The sequence below is a fragment of the Paenibacillus sp. Y568 genome (assembly GCF_059445545.1).
Genome location: NZ_JCAIUM010000012.1, coordinates 22,869 through 41,735, shown reverse-complemented (window position 1 = coordinate 41,735; position 18,867 = coordinate 22,869). Strand labels below are relative to the sequence as shown.

The window sequence follows — 18,867 nt, the reverse complement described above, 5'->3', positions numbered from 1 at the left end:
ATAATTATAAGAAGATTATATATATGGAGGTATTTCTTATGAAAAATACTGTATTATTAGTAGTTGATGTTCAAACGGCACTTGTAGAGGAACATCCGTATAATGAAAACACCGTGGTTGCTAACATAAAAAATATAATCTCTACTTGCAGAGTACAAGGTATCGAAGTGGTTTATGTTCGTCATGATGGCAGTGTGGGTGATGAATTGGAACGAAACACGGTAGGGTGGAGTATTTATGAAGATATTTCACCTATGGATAACGAAAAAGTGTTTGATAAGCAATATAATAGTGCGTTTAGAAATACCGGATTAAAAGAATATCTAGAACGTAAAGATATTCAAAACATCATCCTTGTAGGCATGCAGACGGAGTATTGTATTGATGCTACTTGCAAGGTTGCTTTTGAATACGGCTACCATGTTATTATCCCGGAAGATACTACGACTACCTATGATAATCCAGTATTATCTGGTAAAGCATTGTCTGATTACTATACACAACAAATTTGGAATCATCGTTATGCAAAAGTGGTATCCATCGAGCAATTAAATGAAGATTTATTGGTGTGATTACATTTAAGGATAGAGGAGATGACTAATTGATTACCCTAACGATTGAACAGCGTATAGCTCAGATGGAGAAGGAAGAACAAGAACTCCAATTCACGTCATTTACTAATGAAACGGCATTACAACTAGGACTCGTAATCGTGGAGGAAGCAAGACAAACTGCGAAACGTATAACCGTAGACATTACGCGGGATGGGCAACGATTATTTCTGCATGCTATGGAAGGAACCGTTGCTGAGAATGAAGATTGGATACGGAGAAAGAATAATGTAGTGAACCACTTTGGTTCCAGTTCATGGCATGTGGCGCTCCGATTACAAAACGAAGGAACGACGTTAGAAGAACATTATGGTTTGCCTTTTGTAGATTATGTGGGCGCTGGTGGAGGGTTCCCTCTTGTTATTCAGGATGAAGGTCGGATAGGTACGATTACGGTCTCAGGACTACCTGATCAAGAAGATCACGATCTATTGATCTCCGCATTACGTCGATATTTATCTCTTTAGATGAGTATGGATTACTTGGTTAAGGATTATTATGATCGAAATATGGACCTCTTGCCGATGAATGGCTACCATGTTACGATGGATAAGTATGGTTAATCATAAATTATAAGAAGCAGAGGTGACTTGTTCAATGAATGATGGATTAGCGAAAGCTCTTAATACACAGATGAATTTTGAATTTTATTCAGCACATGTCTATCTCGCAATGGCAGCATATTGCTCAGGTGAAAGTCTAGATGGATTTGCGAATTTCTTCACGGTACAAGCAGAGGAAGAACGATTCCATGCGATGAAAATTTATAAGTTCCTTAACGATCGTAGACAACGTGCAACTCTTGAAGCATTACCAGAACCAAAGAATGAGTATACTTCCATGCTTGACGTGTTTGAACACGGTTATGCACACGAACAACAGAACACGAAGAAATTCTATGCCCTTGCTGATTTAGCTACAGATGAGCGCGAGCATGCTACAATCTACTTCCTGAAATGGTTCATTGATGAACAGGTCGAAGAAGAGTCCTTATTCGATAGCATCATTCAGAAGTTGAAACGTATTGAAAAAGATAGCAACGCATTCTATATGTTAGATGCAGAATTTGCATCCCGTTCATTTACTCCGCCTGCGGAATAGTGGATCGGCTGGGATATTCCCATTAACCAATCAGATGAGTAGATAGAGGGGAAATGCCTCCTTTTTCTTACTCATCTTTTTTACGTGTAACAGGTAGTAAAGGATGTTTGAAATTCTAAAATCACATAAATTTAGCAATATCCAAGAAAAATCCTTGTTTGAAAGCCGATCTTCGTATAAAATTCTGATAGTGTGTCTACAGATATGAATATGACGTGGAATATATCTAGGATAAAAGGGGAATATCATTGTGACAGAGGAACTGGCGCAGAATGCGGTTGTTACCATAACTGGGATTCCAGCAAACTTGCTGGTGGTGGATCCTCAGAGTTATGAGGACTGTTATGTTTTGAAATCGAATCTATCAGGAAAAATATACCACGTTGAATCCGTTGAAAAAGTGAATGGATATACACCAGAAGAATTGAACGATATGAAGGTCATTGGAGAGCACAATGGGCTTTGTGTATATGAAATGATCCCGTGGTGGAATGAGCTTGTATAATATGAGATATAGAGATGGAGTGTTTGTATGAGTAAAGGAACGGTATGGAATAAAGGGAAACACAATGGCGGACCAGACCGAATTAAAAAAAATGCTACGGATAAAAATCAAAAATCTGTCGAAGCTGTCACACCTGAAAAGATAGACTTCAATAATCCGATTAACCATGTGAAACCGATGAAACGTGATAATAATGCGGTCATTAGACCAGCACGCGTTGTTCATAAAGATCCAAAGAGTAATAAATAGGGATAACAAACAAGAATAGGACATGGAGTGATGTGTGGAGAATTCCACGGATTGCTCCATGTTCTTTTTCATATTCTGTTACTTACTACATTAGTTAGTTCTAGAACTCTTGAGGATACTCACACCCCATTCCTTTTCTAGGTTGGATTAGATTGACTAATCGCAGAAATGGTTACATATAAATTATGTGCAGCTTTTTGCTAACGCTGGAATCGCCAATGATGGACCGGCGGATCAGTTGTTATCTGAACATTGGAAAAGAACAATTGATATTAACTTAACCGGTGTGTTCCTTAGTGACAAATATGCCATTAAGCAAATGATGGCTCAAGGTACTGGGGGAGCTAATGTGAACTGTGGTTCCATCCATAGTCATGTGGGAAAAGCGGGCGTTACAGCATATGCTTCAGCAAAAGGCGGCCTTAAATTGTTAACCCAATCCCTAAGCACAAAACCAATGACTAGTTTATCTAATCATGGTTTTTTTCTAAATTAAGCGTCTGACTGGTTTTGTCTGCAAGTATAGTTTTTATCTGAAAGGTAAATCCTATGCTATTGATATACTTGAAACAGGTATATAGATGTTGGCAATTACGTGCCTTAATTCAACGGTTTACACCACTTTTTTATAAAATCATAATAGGAACGGAGAATAATGAAATGGATAATAATATGGAACCTCAAATACCTCAACCTAAGACATATGGTCCATTAGGTAATCTTCCGCTGTTGAACGTAGAACAGCCTATTCAGTCGTTACTTAAACTCTCATATGAATTCGGTCCTATTTTTAGAAATGTTCTACCTGGTGGGAAAAGTAATGTCTATATTTCAAGCGAGGAATTAGTAGCGGAGGTATGTGATGAGTCTCGTTTTGATAAACGGGTATGGACTCCTTTAAAGAATGTCCGAGCTTTTACAGGGGATGGATTGTTCACAAGTGAGACAGATGAACCTAATTGGCACAAGGCTCATAATATTCTGATTCCAAGCTTTAGTCAGAGAGCTATGCAGGGTTACCACAATATGATGGTGGATATTGCGGTGCAACTTGTACAGAAATGGCTGCGCCTAAATCCTGACGAGAACATTAATGTACCAGAAGATATGACCCGTCTAACACTAGATACCATTGGTTTGTGTGGGTTTAATTATCGGTTCAATAGCTTCTATCGAGATCAACCCCATCCATTTATCGTTAGTATGGTGCGGGCGTTGGATGAGGCAATGGCTCAAATTCCGCGATTAGAGATTCAGGATAAGTTGAAGATCATGACGAAACGTCAATACAAAAAAGATATCGATACGCTGAATTCTTTAGTAGATAAGATTATTGCGGAACGAAAAGCTAGCGGAGAACAAGAAGCAGAAGACTTACTATCACGGATGTTAACTAGTAAAGATCCTGACACGGGTGAAGGATTAGATGACGAGAATATTCGCTATCAGATGATTACGTTCTTGATTGCCGGCCACGAGACAACCAGTGGTTTGCTTTCATTTGCAATATATTATCTCTTGAAGAATCCGGATAAGTCGCAAAAAGCGTATGAAGAAGTAGATCGTATTCTAGTAGATCCAACGCCAACCTACAAACAGGTCGTTGATCTGAAATATATACGGATGATTCTAAATGAAGCATTACGTCTATGGCCAACGGCTCCAGCGTTCTCTCTTTATGCTAAGGAAGATACGTTGCTGGGTGGTAAATGGCCAATGAAGAAAGGGGATAGTGTGAACGTCCTTATCCCTAAACTTCATCGTGATACCAAAGCTTGGGGCGATGATGTAGAAGAGTTCCGTCCTGAACGATTTGAGGATCAGAGTAAAGTGCCAATCAATGCCTATAAACCGTTTGGTAACGGGCAACGGGCATGTATCGGACAACAGTTCGCTTTACATGAGGCTGTTCTAGTGCTTGGGATGGTACTTAAACATTTTGAACTCATCGATTATTCGAACTATGAGCTCAAGATCAAGGAAACATTAACGCTGAAACCGGATGACTTTACAATCCATGTTCGTAAACGTGAACAAGCCGCAGTGGTAGATCCATCTTTAAGTATGGCAACAGCTCAAGCTACTGGAGCAGCAACTGAACATAAAACCGATGAGGGATCACAACGCCCTTCCATCATTGGCGTGAATGATAAACCTTTATTAGTCTTATATGGTTCTAATCTAGGTACAGCAGAAAGTATCGCACGTGAATTAGCAGATATCGCTCGATTACATGGCGTGCAATGTGAAGTAGCAACACTGAATTCGCGTATCGGTAAGTTACCAACAGAGGGTGCTGTATTGATTGTCGTTGCTTCGTATAATGGTAAACCTTCTAGCAATGCACGTGAATTCGTGCAGTGGTTGGAACAGACCGAGAATGGTTCACTTCAAGGCGTGAATTATGCTGTGTTTGGATGTGGGGATCGCACTTGGGCTAGTACGTATCAGGATGTGCCTAGATTTATAGATGATCAAATGTCTCTCAAAGGGGCTAATAGGCTCTCTAAACGTGGAGAAGGAGATGCTAACGGAGACTTCGAGATGCACTTAGAACAATGGCGAGAACAGATGTGGGTAGATTTGATGGAAGCTTTTGATCTGACATTTGATCATAAGATGGAGAAAGAGCGTACTTCACTTAATGTTCAGTTCGTCAGTGGTATCGCAGGTGCTCCACTAGCTCAATCATACGACGCTGTTCATGCGACGGTGTTAGATAACCATGAGCTTCAGTCAGAAGATAGCGAACGTCATACACGACATATTGAGGTGAAAATCCCTGAAGGAGTTAGCTATCGAGAAGGAGATCACCTTGGTGTATTACCAAGTAATCGAAGTGTCAACGTCAATCGAATTCTGAAACGTTTCGGATTGAACAAAAGTGATCAAATCATCTTAACGGCAAGTGGACGAAGTGCGGCCCATCTACCATTGGATCGACCTGTTAGTCTTTACGAACTGTTAAGTCATAGTGTGGAAGTACAGGAGCCAGCTTCCAGAGCACAACTACGTGAGCTTGCGTCCTACACAACTTGTCCTCCACATAAGCGTGAGTTAGAAGCGATGACAGAAGAAGTGGCTTATAAGGAACAAATACTGATGAAACGAATCACCATGTTAGATCTTGTTGAGAAGTACGAAGCATGTGAGATTCCATTTGAGCGTTTCTTAGAACTATTGCCACCGCTTAAACCTAGATACTATTCTATTTCGAGCTCACCTATAGTTAACCCGGACATCGCAACAATAACAGTAGGTGTTGTAAAAGATTCGGCATGGAGCGGTAAAGGTGAATACTATGGCGTAGCATCAAATTACTTGGCAGAACGCCAAGTAGGGGAAGAGATTATTATGTTCGTCCGAACACCAGAATCCGGATTCTCACTTCCAGAAGACCCTGCAACACCTATTATAATGGTTGGACCTGGAACGGGAGTTGCCCCATTCCGTGGCTTCTTGCAGACGCGTAGAGCCTTAATGCAAGAAAGGAAGAAATTAGGAGCCGCACACCTGTATTTCGGATGTAGGAATAACTGTGACTATATCTACCGCGACGAACTCGAGCAATTTGAGAAAGAAGGCGTGGTGACACTTCATACAGCTTTCTCTCGTACGGAAGGAACTCCTAAAACGTATGTGCAAGACTTAATCAAACAGAATACGACCGAATTGATCGATATTCTGAACCATGGCGGCATGATATATGTATGCGGGGACGGCAGTGAAATGGCTCCGGATGTTGAGCATGCACTACAAGATGCGTATCAATTAGAGAACGGTAAAACAGAAGAAGAATCCAAAGCGTGGTTAGATGAGTTACAAAAAGAGGGTCGATACGCCAAAGATGTATGGTCCCGCGTTTAATAAATAGCGGAATGTAAGAAGAAAAATTAATCATTCCGTGATTGTGATTAAACGTTATTCAGAAAAGAGGGTGTCCCAAAAGTCATGAAAATGGCTTAGGGAACCCTCTTTTTTACGTAAAAAGAAATATTAAATTAAAGTAATGACCACCATAACCCATCCCACCAGAAAAGCAACGCCACCTAGAGGAGTGATCGCACCCAATTTACGTATACCGCTTAAACTTAAGGCATAAAGACTTCCAGAGAATAAGATAACTCCCGCGAAGAGAAACCATCCTGCCATCACGATCAGAGATGAGTTGGATGATTGCGCTGCAAGTAGTCCCAGTAGTAAGAGTCCAAGTGCATGAGCGATGTGATATTGAATACCTGTTTCGTACACTTTCATCATATCCGGGGTTAGTTTCTTCTTTAATGCATGTGCTCCAAATGCTCCTAACGCAACAGCGAGAAACATCAATATACTTCCGAGTAGTAATAAGGTGTTCAACTGTATTCCTCCTATACAAATTGCTATCCACCAGAGTGTATCATTTATAGAGTTGAATAGACTAGCATTAATCGATATTATTTACTCAAGAGTTCAAATAGAAAATTAGCTTAAAGGAGAATGTAATCACAGATGAAACGAGTAATACGAATGATCGTGCAGGTTGGTTTAATCCTTATCATCTTTTTAGGCTTAAATGCTTATCTTGGATGGAATAGCTACGTATTCTTGTCCCATTATATCGCTTCATTGTCCATCGTTTGGTTTTCTATCGTATTCTGTATTATCGTGATCTCGTATTTACTAGGTCGATGGTGGATCAATAATCCCGTAGGTCGCCTACTTAAAGTAGTTGGTTCTTACTATTTTGCCCTAATGGAATTTATGATTATTTTATTTCCGGTTGCAGATATTGCGGCATGGTTATTAAGAAGTGCAGGATATTCTAATCATGTTGTTATTCCTGTTGTTGGATGGACGACCATTGTGGTGTTAGGTATTCTCATGCTCTGGGGAACGTTTAATGCTTGGACCCCCATTCTTCGGACCTATCCTATACCGATTTCGAAAAAAGCGGGTGGACATCGCAAACTAACTATTGCCGTAGCATCCGATATTCATTTGGGGAATATTGTAGGAAACCGCCATCTCAAACGTCTCATCACAGGAATAAATGAAATGAAACCTGACCTGATTCTGTTACCAGGTGATGTTATTGATGACTCCATTGAGCCATTTATTCGCAATAATATGGTGGAAAGTCTGAAACAGTTACAGGCTACTTATGGGGTGTATGCGGTATTGGGTAACCATGAGTATTATGGTGGGCATATTGAACAATATGTCAACGAGATGAGATTAGCAGGAATTCAGGTTCTTCAAGATGAAGTCATTACGATCGATAACGGTTCGATAACGATTGCTGGTCGGAAAGATAAAACAGCTGAGAGCATGGATCCAGCAGGAAGATTAAGTATACAAGAGTTACTTCAGGACTCAGACTCATCGAAACCGATCATTGTGATGGATCATCAACCCTATGGATTTCAAATCGCGGCTGAAGCGGGAACGGATATTCTATTGTGCGGCCATACGCATCGTGGACAATTTGCCCCCAATCACTGGTTGACTCGTCGACTATTTGAGTTAGACTGGGGTTATATGCTTAAGCAGAGTATGCATGTCGTCGTATCCTCAGGATTCGGCACATGGGGACCTCCAATTCGGCTTGCCAGCCGATCTGAGATCATTCGATTAGATGTTGAATTAACGGCAATGACGGATATCTGATGGCATTGGTCGAGATTCCATTTGTTTAGACAATGAAAAAGATTCAAGCTGTAAGCTGCCTCCGGAACTTTAGATGAGGCAGCTTATTAGATGTATATCTTGTTTATTTGGTGATGTAGCTATAGTATATAAGCATGTGCTTATATACTGGTGGATAAAAGGTAAATAAGAATGATCAAAAGAATGGATAGGAGGGAGTACTATGGAGGAACTTTCGAATATTGTAGACAGCTTGAAGCTATTAGGTGATAAAACACGCCTTACGATGTTATCTCTTCTGAAAGAACGGGAATGGTGTGTCTGTGAGTTCGTTGACATTTTTGAAATTTCCCAACCTGCGATAAGCCAACACTTAAGAAAACTTAAGGAGTTAGGGATCGTGAAGGAGAGTAAACGAGGACAATGGGTACACTATTCATTGAATATTGAGGATAAGCCCTATATCCAAGCCGTTCTTGATCAATTACCACATTCAAAGATCATACTATCTCAATTGAACAAGGCGCAGATTGTCGTTGTTTGCGAGTAAGATAATGAACTACAGCAGTTGCAATGATTCATACAACAATGGAGGTTAGGTTAGTGGGTTCTGTAATTCTATCAATTATTATCTTTGTAATCACTTTAATTTTTGTCATTTGGCAACCTAGAAATTTATCGATTGGTTGGTCCGCATGCGGGGGCGCTATTCTAGCATTGCTTGTTGGGGCGGTAAGTCTTGATGATGTTGTGGATGTCACATCTATTGTCTGGAATGCTACTTTAGCTTTTGTGGCTATCATTCTCATTTCTTTAATTCTGGACAAAATAGGATTCTTCGAATGGGCAGCCCTACATATGGCCCGAGCAGCTCGGGGAAATGGGATTCGGATGTTCGTATTGGTTACGATCCTTGGAGCAATCGTTGCTGCATTCTTCGCGAATGATGGTGCAGCCTTAATATTAACTCCGATTGTATTGGCGATGGTACGAGCTCTGCATTTTGATGAGAAAAAAGTATTTCCGTTTATTATAGCTAGTGGTTTTATCGCGGACACAACCTCGCTACCTCTTGTGGTAAGCAACTTAGTTAATATTGTATCCGCAGATTTCTTTGGTATAACATTTATGGAATATGCTGGACATATGATCGTACCGACACTTTTCTCCTTAGTAGCTAGTATCTTGGTGCTCTACTTCTTCTTCCGAAAAAGTATTCCGAGAACCTTTGATGCAACGCAGTTAAGAAACCCATCCGATGCTATCAAGGATAAGAAAATGTTCAAACTTTCGTGGATTGTTCTAGCTTTACTCCTAATAGGTTACTTTGCAAGTGGTCTATTGCATATCCCCGTTTCTGTCATTGCAGGAGTCATTGCGATACTCTTCTTGCTCATGGCTAGCAAAAGTCCATATGTAGTGACGAAAGAAGTTGTTAATGGTGCACCATGGGCGATTGTATTCTTCTCGATCGGGATGTATGTCGTCGTATATGGCTTGAAAAATGCAGGGCTGACTGACTTATTATCCGAAGTCATTCAAGTAGCAGCAGATCAAGGACTATTCGTTGCCACGATGTCTATGGGTTTCATTGCAGCATTCATCTCATCGATCATGAACAACATGCCTACGGTGATGATTGATGCCTTAGCTATAGATGCTACGAGTACAACAGGTGTGATCAAAGAAGCATTGATCTATGCGAACGTTATTGGTTCCGACCTAGGTCCGAAGATTACACCGATTGGTTCGTTAGCAACACTATTGTGGCTCCATGTTCTTACATCGAAAGGTGTGAAAATCTCATGGGGAACGTATTTTAAAACAGGCATGATATTGACGATTCCAACGTTGTTCTTCACATTATTAGGCCTTTATCTGTGGTTAATAATCATCTGATTGATAAGTTATGTAGGTAGCCGAGAAATTCGTGAAGAAATGAAAGAACCACGCCCAAGAAGTCGTGGTTCTTTCTTTCATAATATACGTTATATAAAAATCGGGTAACTGGATTAAAGTAAGAATAATAGTGCAAGGAATCCTAAAGATAGAGCCAATCCAGCTCCATATCCGTAGCCATAACCAGGATAAAAAGCAGATACGGATACTGGTTTAGTTCTGCCTTTAGATATAGATTTTGTTTTGGAAATGGACTTCATTTTGGATTTCATTGGTGCGCTACATACGTATGCACTTTGATTACAATTTCCATTAAGAATTAAATGACCATCTCTTACATCTGTAATGGTTCCATAATAATAAGTTCCATCACACAACATAGCACACACTTGTTTGCCCATGTGAGGTCGTATTCCTTCTTCAGTCATTGGATTAATGATATACATAATGATGCTCCTCCCTTTATAAACAGAATGGTTTAACGATGTACTCAGGTATAAATTACTTAATCAATCAACATATTATATGGTCAAAGTTACGAATATCTTGGACAAAAGTACTAAGGTATATGAACTATCTTTGTGTGGATTGTTGAAAAGGTAGACTAAAGCACTGGCTACTAACTAAATCTAGGTGTGAAAAATGTACGAGGAAGTTAACACATTATATGAAAATATGAGAACGCATTTGAAAGAATCTCATATATTAGAATATACCTTCCGGAGGGTAATATAGTAAAAGGAGTGATTCAATTGCCTATTCAATTCTTAGATTCACGTACTTCAGAGTTCAGTAATACAAATACAGGTGTTGGCGTACTTCCAACAACACCAACGATACTGTTGGGGGATATCGGCTTACAAGTCGTAGCGGTTATCGGTACACCCAATCAAACAGACGTCCGTGTACTCTTATGGGGAACACTTGGGGTTAATACCGTTGCAGCAAATGAAGTAACGATCACGATTGAGCGAGGTGGTACTGGCGTAAGTGGTTCAGGTACTGTGATCTACACGGCTACGGAAGATTTGTTAACGGGAAATAACCTTATTAACGTTCATGCTGCAGATTTTCAACCGGCAGTGCCTGTAACGGGGGAAATTCGTTATTCTATGTACGCTATCAATTCTGGTACAGGGCCGGCAATTACAATAACAGGGCCAGTAGCTTTTGGTGGACACGCTTCAGCAGGAACAACGCCTTAAATAAGGTAGAATAAGAAATAGCTTTATATAATCTACACCATAAATACCTTCAGGGAACCCTGAAGGTATTTATGGTGTAGTTCGTTTACAGATGAAAGAGAATGAAGCATGACCTCAATGAAGATGTTGTAGGTGGAGATTGATCAATCATGGGTCATTATTAATTCTTTGAATGTTTCTCAGTAGAAGGCGTTTCTTCAAACACCTCTGCGGCTTCCTCAGCGGAGAATTCAGGTTCGAATTTACCGACAAGAGGTAATTTATTTAATTTCGTTGTTTGAACTTCTGCTTTTGTAGGTTCGTTATTCTTTGAGTTGCTCATATAGACACCTCCTTTTCAATTGGGGAAGAACAACCATTAGTTTCCCTGAAAGGTGTAAGGATTATACAAGATCACCCTGTTAGTCTTTATAGGATTCAGCGATCGCATTTGCAGCAACAATGGCATTATACACATCATCCGGTATAACCGGGAAAGGCATATTAATCATCGTGTCATTCTCTGCGCATGACAATTCAGCGACTTGACGCCACTCCGATTCCACAAATTTATCGACACCAAGGTCTTTTAAAGTGAGAGGGAGTTGGACGTCTTTAATGAGTTGAATCACAGTCTCTAATTCTTCCTTAGGAGCATTCTCAAGGACAAGCTGTGCCAATAGACCGAATGTCACTTTCTCACCATGTTGAGCCTTGTGTAGAGAATGTACTGCCGTCATCCCATTATGAATTGCATGAGCGGCTGCTAGTCCACCTGATTCTGCACCAACACCACTTAAATAAATGGTTGCTTCAATTGTATTTTCAACAGCTTTCGTCACGACTTTTTTATCTACTGCTTTCTTGGCGTTAACAGCATTCTCCAACAAAGTATCATAACATAAGCGAGTTAAGCCAAGTCCCGTAGTAGAAGGTTTCATAAGAACGAGATTATCTCCATTAGATTGGTAACATGCTCGTGCTTCAAAATAAGTTGCTAGAGCATCGCCGATCCCAGCTGCAAAAAAGCGAGATGGAGCAGCCGCTAAGATTTCGATGTCCGCTAGGACAATATCAGGATTCTTAGGTAAGAAGAGATATTCATCAAATGAACCATCTTTTTTATATATAACAGCTAGAGCTGTACATGGGGCATCGGTCGAAGCGATGGTAGGGAAGATAACGACGGGTAACTTTTCATAATAAGCGGTAGCTTTGGCTGTATCTAATGTTTTACCACCACCGATCCCAACGATGATATTAGCACCTAGTTTGCGAACGGATTCACGGTGTCTTTCAATTTCTTCTTTTGTACATTCATAATTAAATTTCTCGAAAGTTACTTTTCCACCGGCAGTTTCAATAGACGAACCCGCTTCCTTTTTGGCACGGTCTAGAATGAATTCATCACAAATAATATAAACGTTATCTCCATAATTTTTGATGTAGTCATTCAATTTGGAAAGTAGGTTACGTCCGGAAAGGAATTTGCTGGGTGAAGTAATTGATTTGACGAATTCGGTCATGGTAAATGCCTCCAATAGTTTAATTAGTCTTTCATTTTCGACATGAGTCGTCTACCTTATAGTATTTACCTAATTATTGATGGAGTATGCTGGTTGGTGACATTGGTGATAGATAATAAGTGATTAGAGTTAGCGTGACAGCGCAGCGCTAAATTAATCGTATCTTTAAACAGAATTCATTTTATGTAGTCACGTTTTCTTTTATTGGAAAAAGGTAATCCTAAATAGGAAAACCCAACCAGATAAAGGAGGACGAATAGGTTATGAAGAAAAATATAGTGTATATCTCGCTTGGAGTGCTAAGTATGGTACTATTAGTCGCTGCTTTCGTGATTCCAGCGGCATTCGCCGATTCCAAAGAGATGCAGGTTAAGACAAATATTATTAATTCTAAAGGTGAAAAGATAGGAACAGCGGTCATTACACAAAAGTCTGAGGGCATTCAGGTGCACCTTGAAGCGAAGAATCTTCCGCCAGGCGTACATGGCATCCATTTTCATGAAATGGGAAAATGTGAGGCACCCGATTTTAAATCAGCGGGAGCGCATTTAAATCCTGATCTTAAAGAGCATGGTTTTAACAATCCAAAAGGCTTCCATGCTGGAGATTTGTTGAATATCGAAGTCAAAGAGGATGGAACCGTAACAGCGGATTTGGAGAGCAAAACGGTAACCTTAACTAAGGGTGCATCCAACTCTCTATTGAAACCAGGTGGAACATCGATAATCATTCATGAGAAAGCGGATGATTATGTAACAGACCCATCAGGTAATTCCGGGGATCGGATCGCTTGTGGAGCCATTCAAGAATAATATGAAATAGGTAGAAACAATCCTGAGGACACCTCCTCAGGATTGTTTTTTTGCATCCATCGTTCGTTCATTTATCCCAAATGATATGACCCTCATCCAGAACAATCTCATTAAACCCTGCCATATTTCGAGCTTGGTAACCGATAGGTTGGGAACTACCGATCATAATGATATTTTGAGTATCTGTTTGACCTTCTGCTGGAAGGGCAAATACTTTGGTATAGCTATATTCCTCACTAAGCGTTGAATGGATAGCATTGATGAGGTTATCATGACCCGATCTACCAATGAGATTCATAATGATAGAGCCATGGGAATGGAGTCTGTCTGTTGTCACACCTAAGAATTCCTTGGATACGAGTTGGCTTGGTGTGCCCTTATCCGTGAATGCATCGACAATAATCACATCATAATGATCTGTTTCTTCCGCTTCAAGAAGTTGCCGTCCATCACCGATCATCACGTTATCTTTGCTATACCCGAAATATCGTCTACTAAGCTCAACCACGTTCATATCAAGCTCAGCTACTTTAAATTGTTTGTCTGAAAAGTAGTTAACTATCGTTCCGATGCCATGACCAATGAGAAATATATCCCTAGACGAGGGATCATTGAACTCCATAAGATGGATAATTGCTCTAGGGTACTCAAATATCACGCGTTCTGGATGATTGAGATCCATGGCACCTTGAATGGCTTCATTAGAGAATTGAAGTACGCGGAAATTCCCTTTCTCACCATATAATTCAGTCGTATCACAGACCTCTATTTCATGATTATCGGTTATTACCTTTTCTAGTAATTGCAAGTCATCGACCTCCTTTAAGATAGTACGGTGGTAAGATTATTGAATATAGTCATAAAGTTAACGATAGATCAACAAGTGATGCCATGCAAGTCTCAAAGGTTGATATTTATTTCAAGCTTCTTTTTTACGACAAGACGCTTAGCAACATCATGGTTTTCAGCGTAATACATATCGTTATCTTGCTCTTATATTCCCAAAAGCGTACATACGTTTATGAAAGTGGTTATAATGTTCTCAATAGGGAGGGTAACTGTTATGGTGAAATGGATCGAAAAGGTGTCTAAGGAACAATGGGAAGCGATTCTATCGAATGATACGTCTTATGATGGTCAATTTTATTATGCTGTGAAGACCACAGGTGTCTTTTGTCGACCGTCCTGTAAATCCAGACCTCCCAAATTAGAAAACATCCAAATATTTCAAACAGCAGATCAAGCATTAGCAGAGCAATTTCGTCCATGTAAAAGATGTAAACCTACAGGTCAACGATTGCCTGATGATGAATGGGTAACGATTGTCACAGATTATATAGACCGTAATTACATGGAGAATCTAACACTAGAACGTCTTGCAGAGATATGTCATGGGAGTCCATACCATTTACATCGAACGTTTAAACGGTTGAAAGAGATAACCCCCGTGGAATACATTCAATTAACTAGAGTCTCGAAGGCTAAGGCGTATTTACTGGAGACAGACAAGTCTATAGCAGATGTGGGACAACTTATTGGAATTCGCAACACATCATATTTCATAACGTTATTTAGAAAAATGACCGGCTTCACTCCTTTGTATTATCGGCAAACTCATTCAAGTGAAAACCATGTGGAGGTACATCGCTGTGATAAAGAAATCTAATGTCATGATTTATTGGACGCTACTTACGTATAAGGAATGGAATATATATATTGCCGCAACCACAACCGGGTTATGTTATGTGGGTTCGCAAAATAAACCTTTTGAAGAGTTGGCCGATTGGGTTCATCGGAAGTTTCCTAGTGCTGAATTACTTCATGATGATGATGAGATATTACAAGGTTATAAGAACGAACTGATCGAATATTTAGAAGGCACAAGACGAAACTTCACAGTGCCCTTTGATATGAAAGGAACACCATTCCAGCTTGCAGTATGGAACGCACTCTGTATGATCCCCTGTGGACAGACTCAATCGTATTCAGATATCGCCCATGTCGTTCAAAAGCCAGCCGCTGTTCGTGCCGTCGGTACTGCCATTGGAGCGAATCCAATCCTAATCACTGTACCTTGCCATCGGGTCATTGGGAAGAATGGAACACTTACCGGATACCGTGGTGGGTTAGATATGAAAACCAAGTTACTACTTCTTGAACAACGTATGACAGAACACTGCCAAATAGGAGATGTTGAGTTAACAGATGAGAACAGAATATCTCTATAAAAATCCTAAAACACTTCTCAATAAAGGAACAGGATTTCTTTCTGGATATACCCATTCTTTGAACCCATATACAGGGTGTACCTTTGGTTGCTCCTACTGTTATGTACGTCAAATGCCGGTATCTACTTTCCGTGAAGGGAAGTGGGGGCATTGGGTAGATATTAAACAAGGTGCAGCAGATATTTTCCGTAAAGAGCTTAAGCGTGCCAAATCCAAAGGTGATGTTTCAATATTCATGTCATCGAGTACAGATCCTTACCAACCGATCGAGCACTCTGAAAAGGTGACACGTTCCTTGCTAGAGGTTATGGTTGAAGATCCACCTGAGTTTCTATTTGTGCAAACTCGGAGTCCGCTTGTCCGACGAGATATCGATTTATTATTGCTTCTTAAAGATCATGTTCGAGTAAGTATGACGATCGAAACGGACCGAGAGGATATCCGCAAATATTTCACACCCCATGCACCCCCGATCCAGGCTAGAATTGAAACACTTCGATTGTTAAAAGAAGCAGGTGTACCAACACAAGCAACGATTGCTCCTATGCTACCGAGTACTGAGAATTTCGCAAACTTACTAAGACCCATAGTCGATCGAATCTGTATCGATGATTATTTCATGGGAGATGGTAGCGGGGGTAAACGAACTCGGAGTTTAAAGATAGATTCCTTATATAAAGAATTAGGCATAGAAGAATGGTACGATCCTTCGGCGTATAAGATGGTGTACGATTGTTTCAAGCATGTTTTTTCTGAAGAACAGATATTCATAAGTCAAAAGGGGTTCGAACCCTAATCACCAAAGAAATGAAGGTTAGTATCTATGAGTAAAACCAATACAATGAGAATTCTAGATAAGAATAAAGTATCCTATGAAATGGTTGAATATAACAATGAAGATGGGCAAATTCATGGTGCAGCGTTGGCAGCACTAATCAATAAACCAGCAGAAATGGTGTTTAAAACGTTACCTATGAAGGAATTGCAACAATGGACCGGATATGTACGCGGAGGTTGTTCTCCTGTAGGTATGAAGAAACGATTTCCGACGTTTATCAATCAAAGTGCATCTCAACTAGACAAGATGTTAGTCAGTGCTGGGAGAATCGGATTACAGATGGAACTGAATCCACATCAGCTAAAAGAAGTCGTTGCTGCAGAGTTTGTCGATTTAATAAGTTAGAATCACACGTAAAAGATACCGCCCAGGGGGGATCTCATTGCAAAAGGTAATAACGAAAACCTTTGACTATGGGTTAGAAGAAATGGATTACTTAAAAAGTGTAGATGCAAATCTGGGAGCAGCGATGACTAGGTTGGGTAAGATCGAACGCGCCATCATTCCTGATCTATTCACTGCGCTCATTTATGCGATTGTGGCTCAACTTATTTCTGCGAAGGCGGTTCACACAATATGGAACAGAATGCAGGAACAGTTAGGTGAAATATCTCCAAGTAATATCGCTTTGCAGTCCGCTGATGATATTCAAGCATGTGGAATGACCATGAGAAAAGCCATCTCCATACAACAAATTGCTCATGCAATTGCAACGGGAGCCTTACATTTAGAAGACCTACATGATCTATCTGATGCTGAGGTTATTCAGAAACTGATGACCTTAAAGGGTGTAGGTAAATGGACAGCAGAAATGATACTCATTAACTCGATGGAACGACGTAACGTGGTCAGTTGGGGAGATGTGGCCATTCGGCGAGGAATGATGAAGTTATATGGTCTTAACAGCATTTCAAAAGAAGAATTCGAACAATACTGCCATAGATATTCCCCTTATGGATCAATTGCTTCCATATATTTATGGAACATTTCTTTTGAATAAGATGAGAAATCTTGCGATAAGGAGTACAGGATATGGACATGACCATTAAAGAACAGCTACTCGAGTTAGCTGAGCAAGAATATCAGAAATTCAGTTCCGCGCTTATTCCGAATATTCATAATGTTATGGGTGTGCGTCTACCAGAGCTACGTAAACTAGCTAAAAGAATAGCTTCAGGAGATTGGCGTAATTATCTAGAACATGCAGAAAGTGATTACTTTGAGGAAGTCATGTTGCAAGGAATGGTCATCGGTTATGTAAAAGCAGATATCGAAGAGATATTGAGGTATGTTACTGCATTCGTACCTAAAATTGATAATTGGTCGGTATGTGATAGTTTCTGTGTAGGTCTCAAATTCACCAAGACAAATAAGAAGGAAGTATGGGATTATCTGCAGCCTTTGTTAACCTCAGATAAAGAATATGAAATCCGATTCGGTGTCGTTATGTTGTTAAATTTCTATATCGAAGAACACTATATAGATCAAGTACTACTACGGTTAGATAATATCCAACACGACGGGTATTATGTGAAAATGGCTGTCGCATGGGCAATATCCATGTGTTACGTGAAGCAACCTGTCCCAACAATGATCTATTTAAAAAATAACTCGCTAGACGATTTTACATTCAATAAGGCATTGCAGAAGATTATAGAATCTTTCCGTGTTGATCAGGATTCGAAGAACATCATTCGTAGTATGAAACGGAAATAACACCGATTTTTAATATGTGTTCCTCCAAAGAGACATTCAATAGTGGATGTCTCTTTTTCTTTTTCGTAGTCCGAATATCGCTAGATTAGATGCTTCATTTCTTCACAACCACTTCATAGCCCAATTCTCGACAGCATTGAGGGCTCTTCCTAATTCCGTTCCTTTTCTTGTTAGAGAATATTCGACTCTAATGGGATGTTCCATAAGGACATTTCGATTAATAATCCCAAATTCTTCTAGTTTCTTGATGCGTTCATTAAGCATTCGTTTACTTAAATCTGGAATAAATGAATGAATTTCGCTAAACCGTTTCGGTTCCTCCATCAAGGTATGAATAATTAGAGTAACCCACTTTTTCTCAAGAATTTGATAGGCACGTTCGATTTGTTCAGATAGGATTTTGGGATGTATTTCATCACTCATTGTTATTCTCACCTTTCTTTCGTTGGTTATTAATTATACACCGTTTACATTTTATAAGATGACATTTTCTTAAGGTAAATAAATCTTTTATTATCAAAGTATAACAAAGAAAGCGCTGTTAAATATAGTTTTTTTGTTAGTTCACAT

23 protein-coding genes and 1 pseudogene are annotated in these 18,867 nt (G+C 39.8%); 18 read left to right on the top strand and 6 right to left on the bottom strand.

From position 1 onward, the window contains the following. Positions 1 to 38 precede the first annotated feature (38 nt). The 7 genes and pseudogenes from AC1D7X_RS17190 to AC1D7X_RS17160 all read left to right on the top strand — a co-directional run bounded on the left by AC1D7X_RS17190 (position 39) and on the right by AC1D7X_RS17160 (position 6,333). Entirely contained in the window at positions 39 to 572 is a 534-nt protein-coding gene (locus AC1D7X_RS17190; protein ID WP_495475754.1) for a cysteine hydrolase family protein, read from the top strand. Positions 573 to 601: 29 nt separating this feature from the next. Beyond that, positions 602 to 1,078 carry a heme-degrading domain-containing protein gene (locus AC1D7X_RS17185; protein WP_495457632.1) on the top strand — a complete coding sequence of 159 codons (477 nt, stop codon included), beginning with the start codon at positions 602 to 604 and terminating at the stop codon, positions 1,076 to 1,078. 130 nt (positions 1,079 to 1,208) lie between these two features. Continuing rightward, positions 1,209 to 1,712, top strand: coding sequence for a ferritin (locus tag AC1D7X_RS17180; protein ID WP_495457633.1), 504 nt, complete (start codon positions 1,209 to 1,211; stop codon positions 1,710 to 1,712). Between the two features lie 250 nt (positions 1,713 to 1,962). Continuing rightward, positions 1,963 to 2,217 (top strand): hypothetical protein, encoded by a 255-nt coding sequence (locus AC1D7X_RS17175; RefSeq protein ID WP_495457634.1) that lies wholly within the window; start codon positions 1,963 to 1,965, stop codon positions 2,215 to 2,217. A 27-nt stretch (positions 2,218 to 2,244) separates the two neighbouring features. Beyond that, the gene (locus AC1D7X_RS17170; protein WP_495475753.1) at positions 2,245 to 2,466 is read left to right on the top strand and encodes a hypothetical protein; all 222 of its coding nucleotides are present in this window, start codon (positions 2,245 to 2,247) and stop codon (positions 2,464 to 2,466) included. A 193-nt stretch (positions 2,467 to 2,659) separates the two neighbouring features. Then, positions 2,660 to 2,914 (top strand): annotated as a pseudogene (locus AC1D7X_RS17165) (SDR family NAD(P)-dependent oxidoreductase); the annotation flags it as partial. A 212-nt stretch (positions 2,915 to 3,126) separates the two neighbouring features. Then, the gene (locus AC1D7X_RS17160) at positions 3,127 to 6,333 is read left to right on the top strand and encodes a bifunctional cytochrome P450/NADPH--P450 reductase (protein ID WP_495475752.1); all 3,207 of its coding nucleotides are present in this window, start codon (positions 3,127 to 3,129) and stop codon (positions 6,331 to 6,333) included. Positions 6,334 to 6,462: 129 nt separating this feature from the next. Here AC1D7X_RS17160 and AC1D7X_RS17155 read toward each other — a convergent pair whose 3' ends face one another. Then, positions 6,463 to 6,825, bottom strand: coding sequence for a DUF423 domain-containing protein (locus AC1D7X_RS17155; RefSeq protein WP_495457637.1), 363 nt, complete (start codon positions 6,823 to 6,825; stop codon positions 6,463 to 6,465). Between the two features lie 132 nt (positions 6,826 to 6,957). Here AC1D7X_RS17155 and AC1D7X_RS17150 point away from each other — a divergent pair, with 132 nt between their 5' ends. The 3 genes from AC1D7X_RS17150 to AC1D7X_RS17140 all read left to right on the top strand — a co-directional run bounded on the left by AC1D7X_RS17150 (position 6,958) and on the right by AC1D7X_RS17140 (position 9,993). Further along, positions 6,958 to 8,115: a metallophosphoesterase gene (locus tag AC1D7X_RS17150; RefSeq protein WP_495475751.1), complete on the top strand. Its 1,158-nt coding sequence runs from the start codon at positions 6,958 to 6,960 to the stop codon at positions 8,113 to 8,115. A gap of 202 nt (positions 8,116 to 8,317) precedes the next feature. Beyond that, positions 8,318 to 8,644 (top strand): ArsR/SmtB family transcription factor, encoded by a 327-nt coding sequence (locus AC1D7X_RS17145; protein ID WP_495457639.1) that lies wholly within the window; start codon positions 8,318 to 8,320, stop codon positions 8,642 to 8,644. A 53-nt stretch (positions 8,645 to 8,697) separates the two neighbouring features. Beyond that, on the top strand, positions 8,698 to 9,993 hold the full coding sequence (locus AC1D7X_RS17140; RefSeq protein WP_495475750.1) for an arsenic transporter: 1,296 nt from the start codon (positions 8,698 to 8,700) through the stop codon (positions 9,991 to 9,993). Between the two features lie 113 nt (positions 9,994 to 10,106). On the opposite strand, the gene AC1D7X_RS17135 is transcribed toward AC1D7X_RS17140, so the two are convergent. Beyond that, a complete protein-coding gene (locus AC1D7X_RS17135; protein WP_495457641.1) occupies positions 10,107 to 10,439 on the bottom strand; it encodes a hypothetical protein in 333 nt (110 codons plus the stop codon). Positions 10,440 to 10,745: 306 nt separating this feature from the next. Here AC1D7X_RS17135 and AC1D7X_RS17130 point away from each other — a divergent pair, with 306 nt between their 5' ends. After that, a complete protein-coding gene (locus AC1D7X_RS17130) occupies positions 10,746 to 11,198 on the top strand; it encodes a hypothetical protein (RefSeq protein WP_495475749.1) in 453 nt (150 codons plus the stop codon). A 160-nt stretch (positions 11,199 to 11,358) separates the two neighbouring features. On the opposite strand, the gene AC1D7X_RS17125 is transcribed toward AC1D7X_RS17130, so the two are convergent. Together AC1D7X_RS17125 and AC1D7X_RS17120 are read right to left on the bottom strand one after the other, a co-directional pair. Then, complete coding sequence (locus tag AC1D7X_RS17125; RefSeq protein ID WP_495457643.1) at positions 11,359 to 11,520, bottom strand: hypothetical protein; 162 nt, start codon at positions 11,518 to 11,520, stop codon at positions 11,359 to 11,361. A 79-nt stretch (positions 11,521 to 11,599) separates the two neighbouring features. Next, the gene (locus AC1D7X_RS17120; RefSeq protein ID WP_495475748.1) at positions 11,600 to 12,703 is read right to left on the bottom strand and encodes a glycerol dehydrogenase; all 1,104 of its coding nucleotides are present in this window, start codon (positions 12,701 to 12,703) and stop codon (positions 11,600 to 11,602) included. 263 nt (positions 12,704 to 12,966) lie between these two features. On the opposite strand from AC1D7X_RS17120, the gene AC1D7X_RS17115 reads away from it, so the two are divergent. Further along, complete coding sequence (locus tag AC1D7X_RS17115; protein ID WP_495457645.1) at positions 12,967 to 13,515, top strand: superoxide dismutase family protein; 549 nt, start codon at positions 12,967 to 12,969, stop codon at positions 13,513 to 13,515. A 67-nt stretch (positions 13,516 to 13,582) separates the two neighbouring features. Here AC1D7X_RS17115 and AC1D7X_RS17110 read toward each other — a convergent pair whose 3' ends face one another. After that, on the bottom strand, positions 13,583 to 14,323 hold the full coding sequence (locus AC1D7X_RS17110) for a spermidine synthase (RefSeq protein WP_495457646.1): 741 nt from the start codon (positions 14,321 to 14,323) through the stop codon (positions 13,583 to 13,585). Positions 14,324 to 14,578: 255 nt separating this feature from the next. Here AC1D7X_RS17110 and AC1D7X_RS17105 point away from each other — a divergent pair, with 255 nt between their 5' ends. From AC1D7X_RS17105 to AC1D7X_RS17080, 6 genes are read left to right on the top strand one after another with little or no spacing between them, the layout of a single operon-like run. Continuing rightward, on the top strand, positions 14,579 to 15,181 hold the full coding sequence (locus AC1D7X_RS17105; protein ID WP_495457647.1) for a bifunctional transcriptional activator/DNA repair enzyme AdaA: 603 nt from the start codon (positions 14,579 to 14,581) through the stop codon (positions 15,179 to 15,181). Beyond that, the gene (locus AC1D7X_RS17100) at positions 15,165 to 15,743 is read left to right on the top strand and encodes a methylated-DNA--[protein]-cysteine S-methyltransferase (RefSeq protein WP_495475747.1); all 579 of its coding nucleotides are present in this window, start codon (positions 15,165 to 15,167) and stop codon (positions 15,741 to 15,743) included. Before AC1D7X_RS17105 ends, AC1D7X_RS17100 begins: the two co-directional genes overlap by 17 nt. Further along, positions 15,721 to 16,539 (top strand): SPL family radical SAM protein, encoded by an 819-nt coding sequence (locus AC1D7X_RS17095; RefSeq protein ID WP_495475746.1) that lies wholly within the window; start codon positions 15,721 to 15,723, stop codon positions 16,537 to 16,539. Before AC1D7X_RS17100 ends, AC1D7X_RS17095 begins: the two co-directional genes overlap by 23 nt. A 27-nt stretch (positions 16,540 to 16,566) precedes the next feature. Then, a complete protein-coding gene (locus AC1D7X_RS17090) occupies positions 16,567 to 16,926 on the top strand; it encodes a YbaK/EbsC family protein (protein ID WP_495475745.1) in 360 nt (119 codons plus the stop codon). Positions 16,927 to 16,963: 37 nt separating this feature from the next. Continuing rightward, entirely contained in the window at positions 16,964 to 17,581 is a 618-nt protein-coding gene (locus tag AC1D7X_RS17085; protein WP_495457651.1) for a DNA-3-methyladenine glycosylase family protein, read from the top strand. 32 nt (positions 17,582 to 17,613) lie between these two features. Then, complete coding sequence (locus AC1D7X_RS17080) at positions 17,614 to 18,297, top strand: DNA alkylation repair protein (protein WP_495475744.1); 684 nt, start codon at positions 17,614 to 17,616, stop codon at positions 18,295 to 18,297. A gap of 102 nt (positions 18,298 to 18,399) precedes the next feature. Here the strand turns inward: AC1D7X_RS17080 and AC1D7X_RS17075 are convergent, their stop codons facing one another. Further along, positions 18,400 to 18,720, bottom strand: a complete 321-nt coding sequence (locus AC1D7X_RS17075) for a winged helix-turn-helix transcriptional regulator (protein WP_495475743.1) — start codon at positions 18,718 to 18,720, stop codon at positions 18,400 to 18,402. Between the last annotated feature and the right edge of the window lie 147 nt (positions 18,721 to 18,867).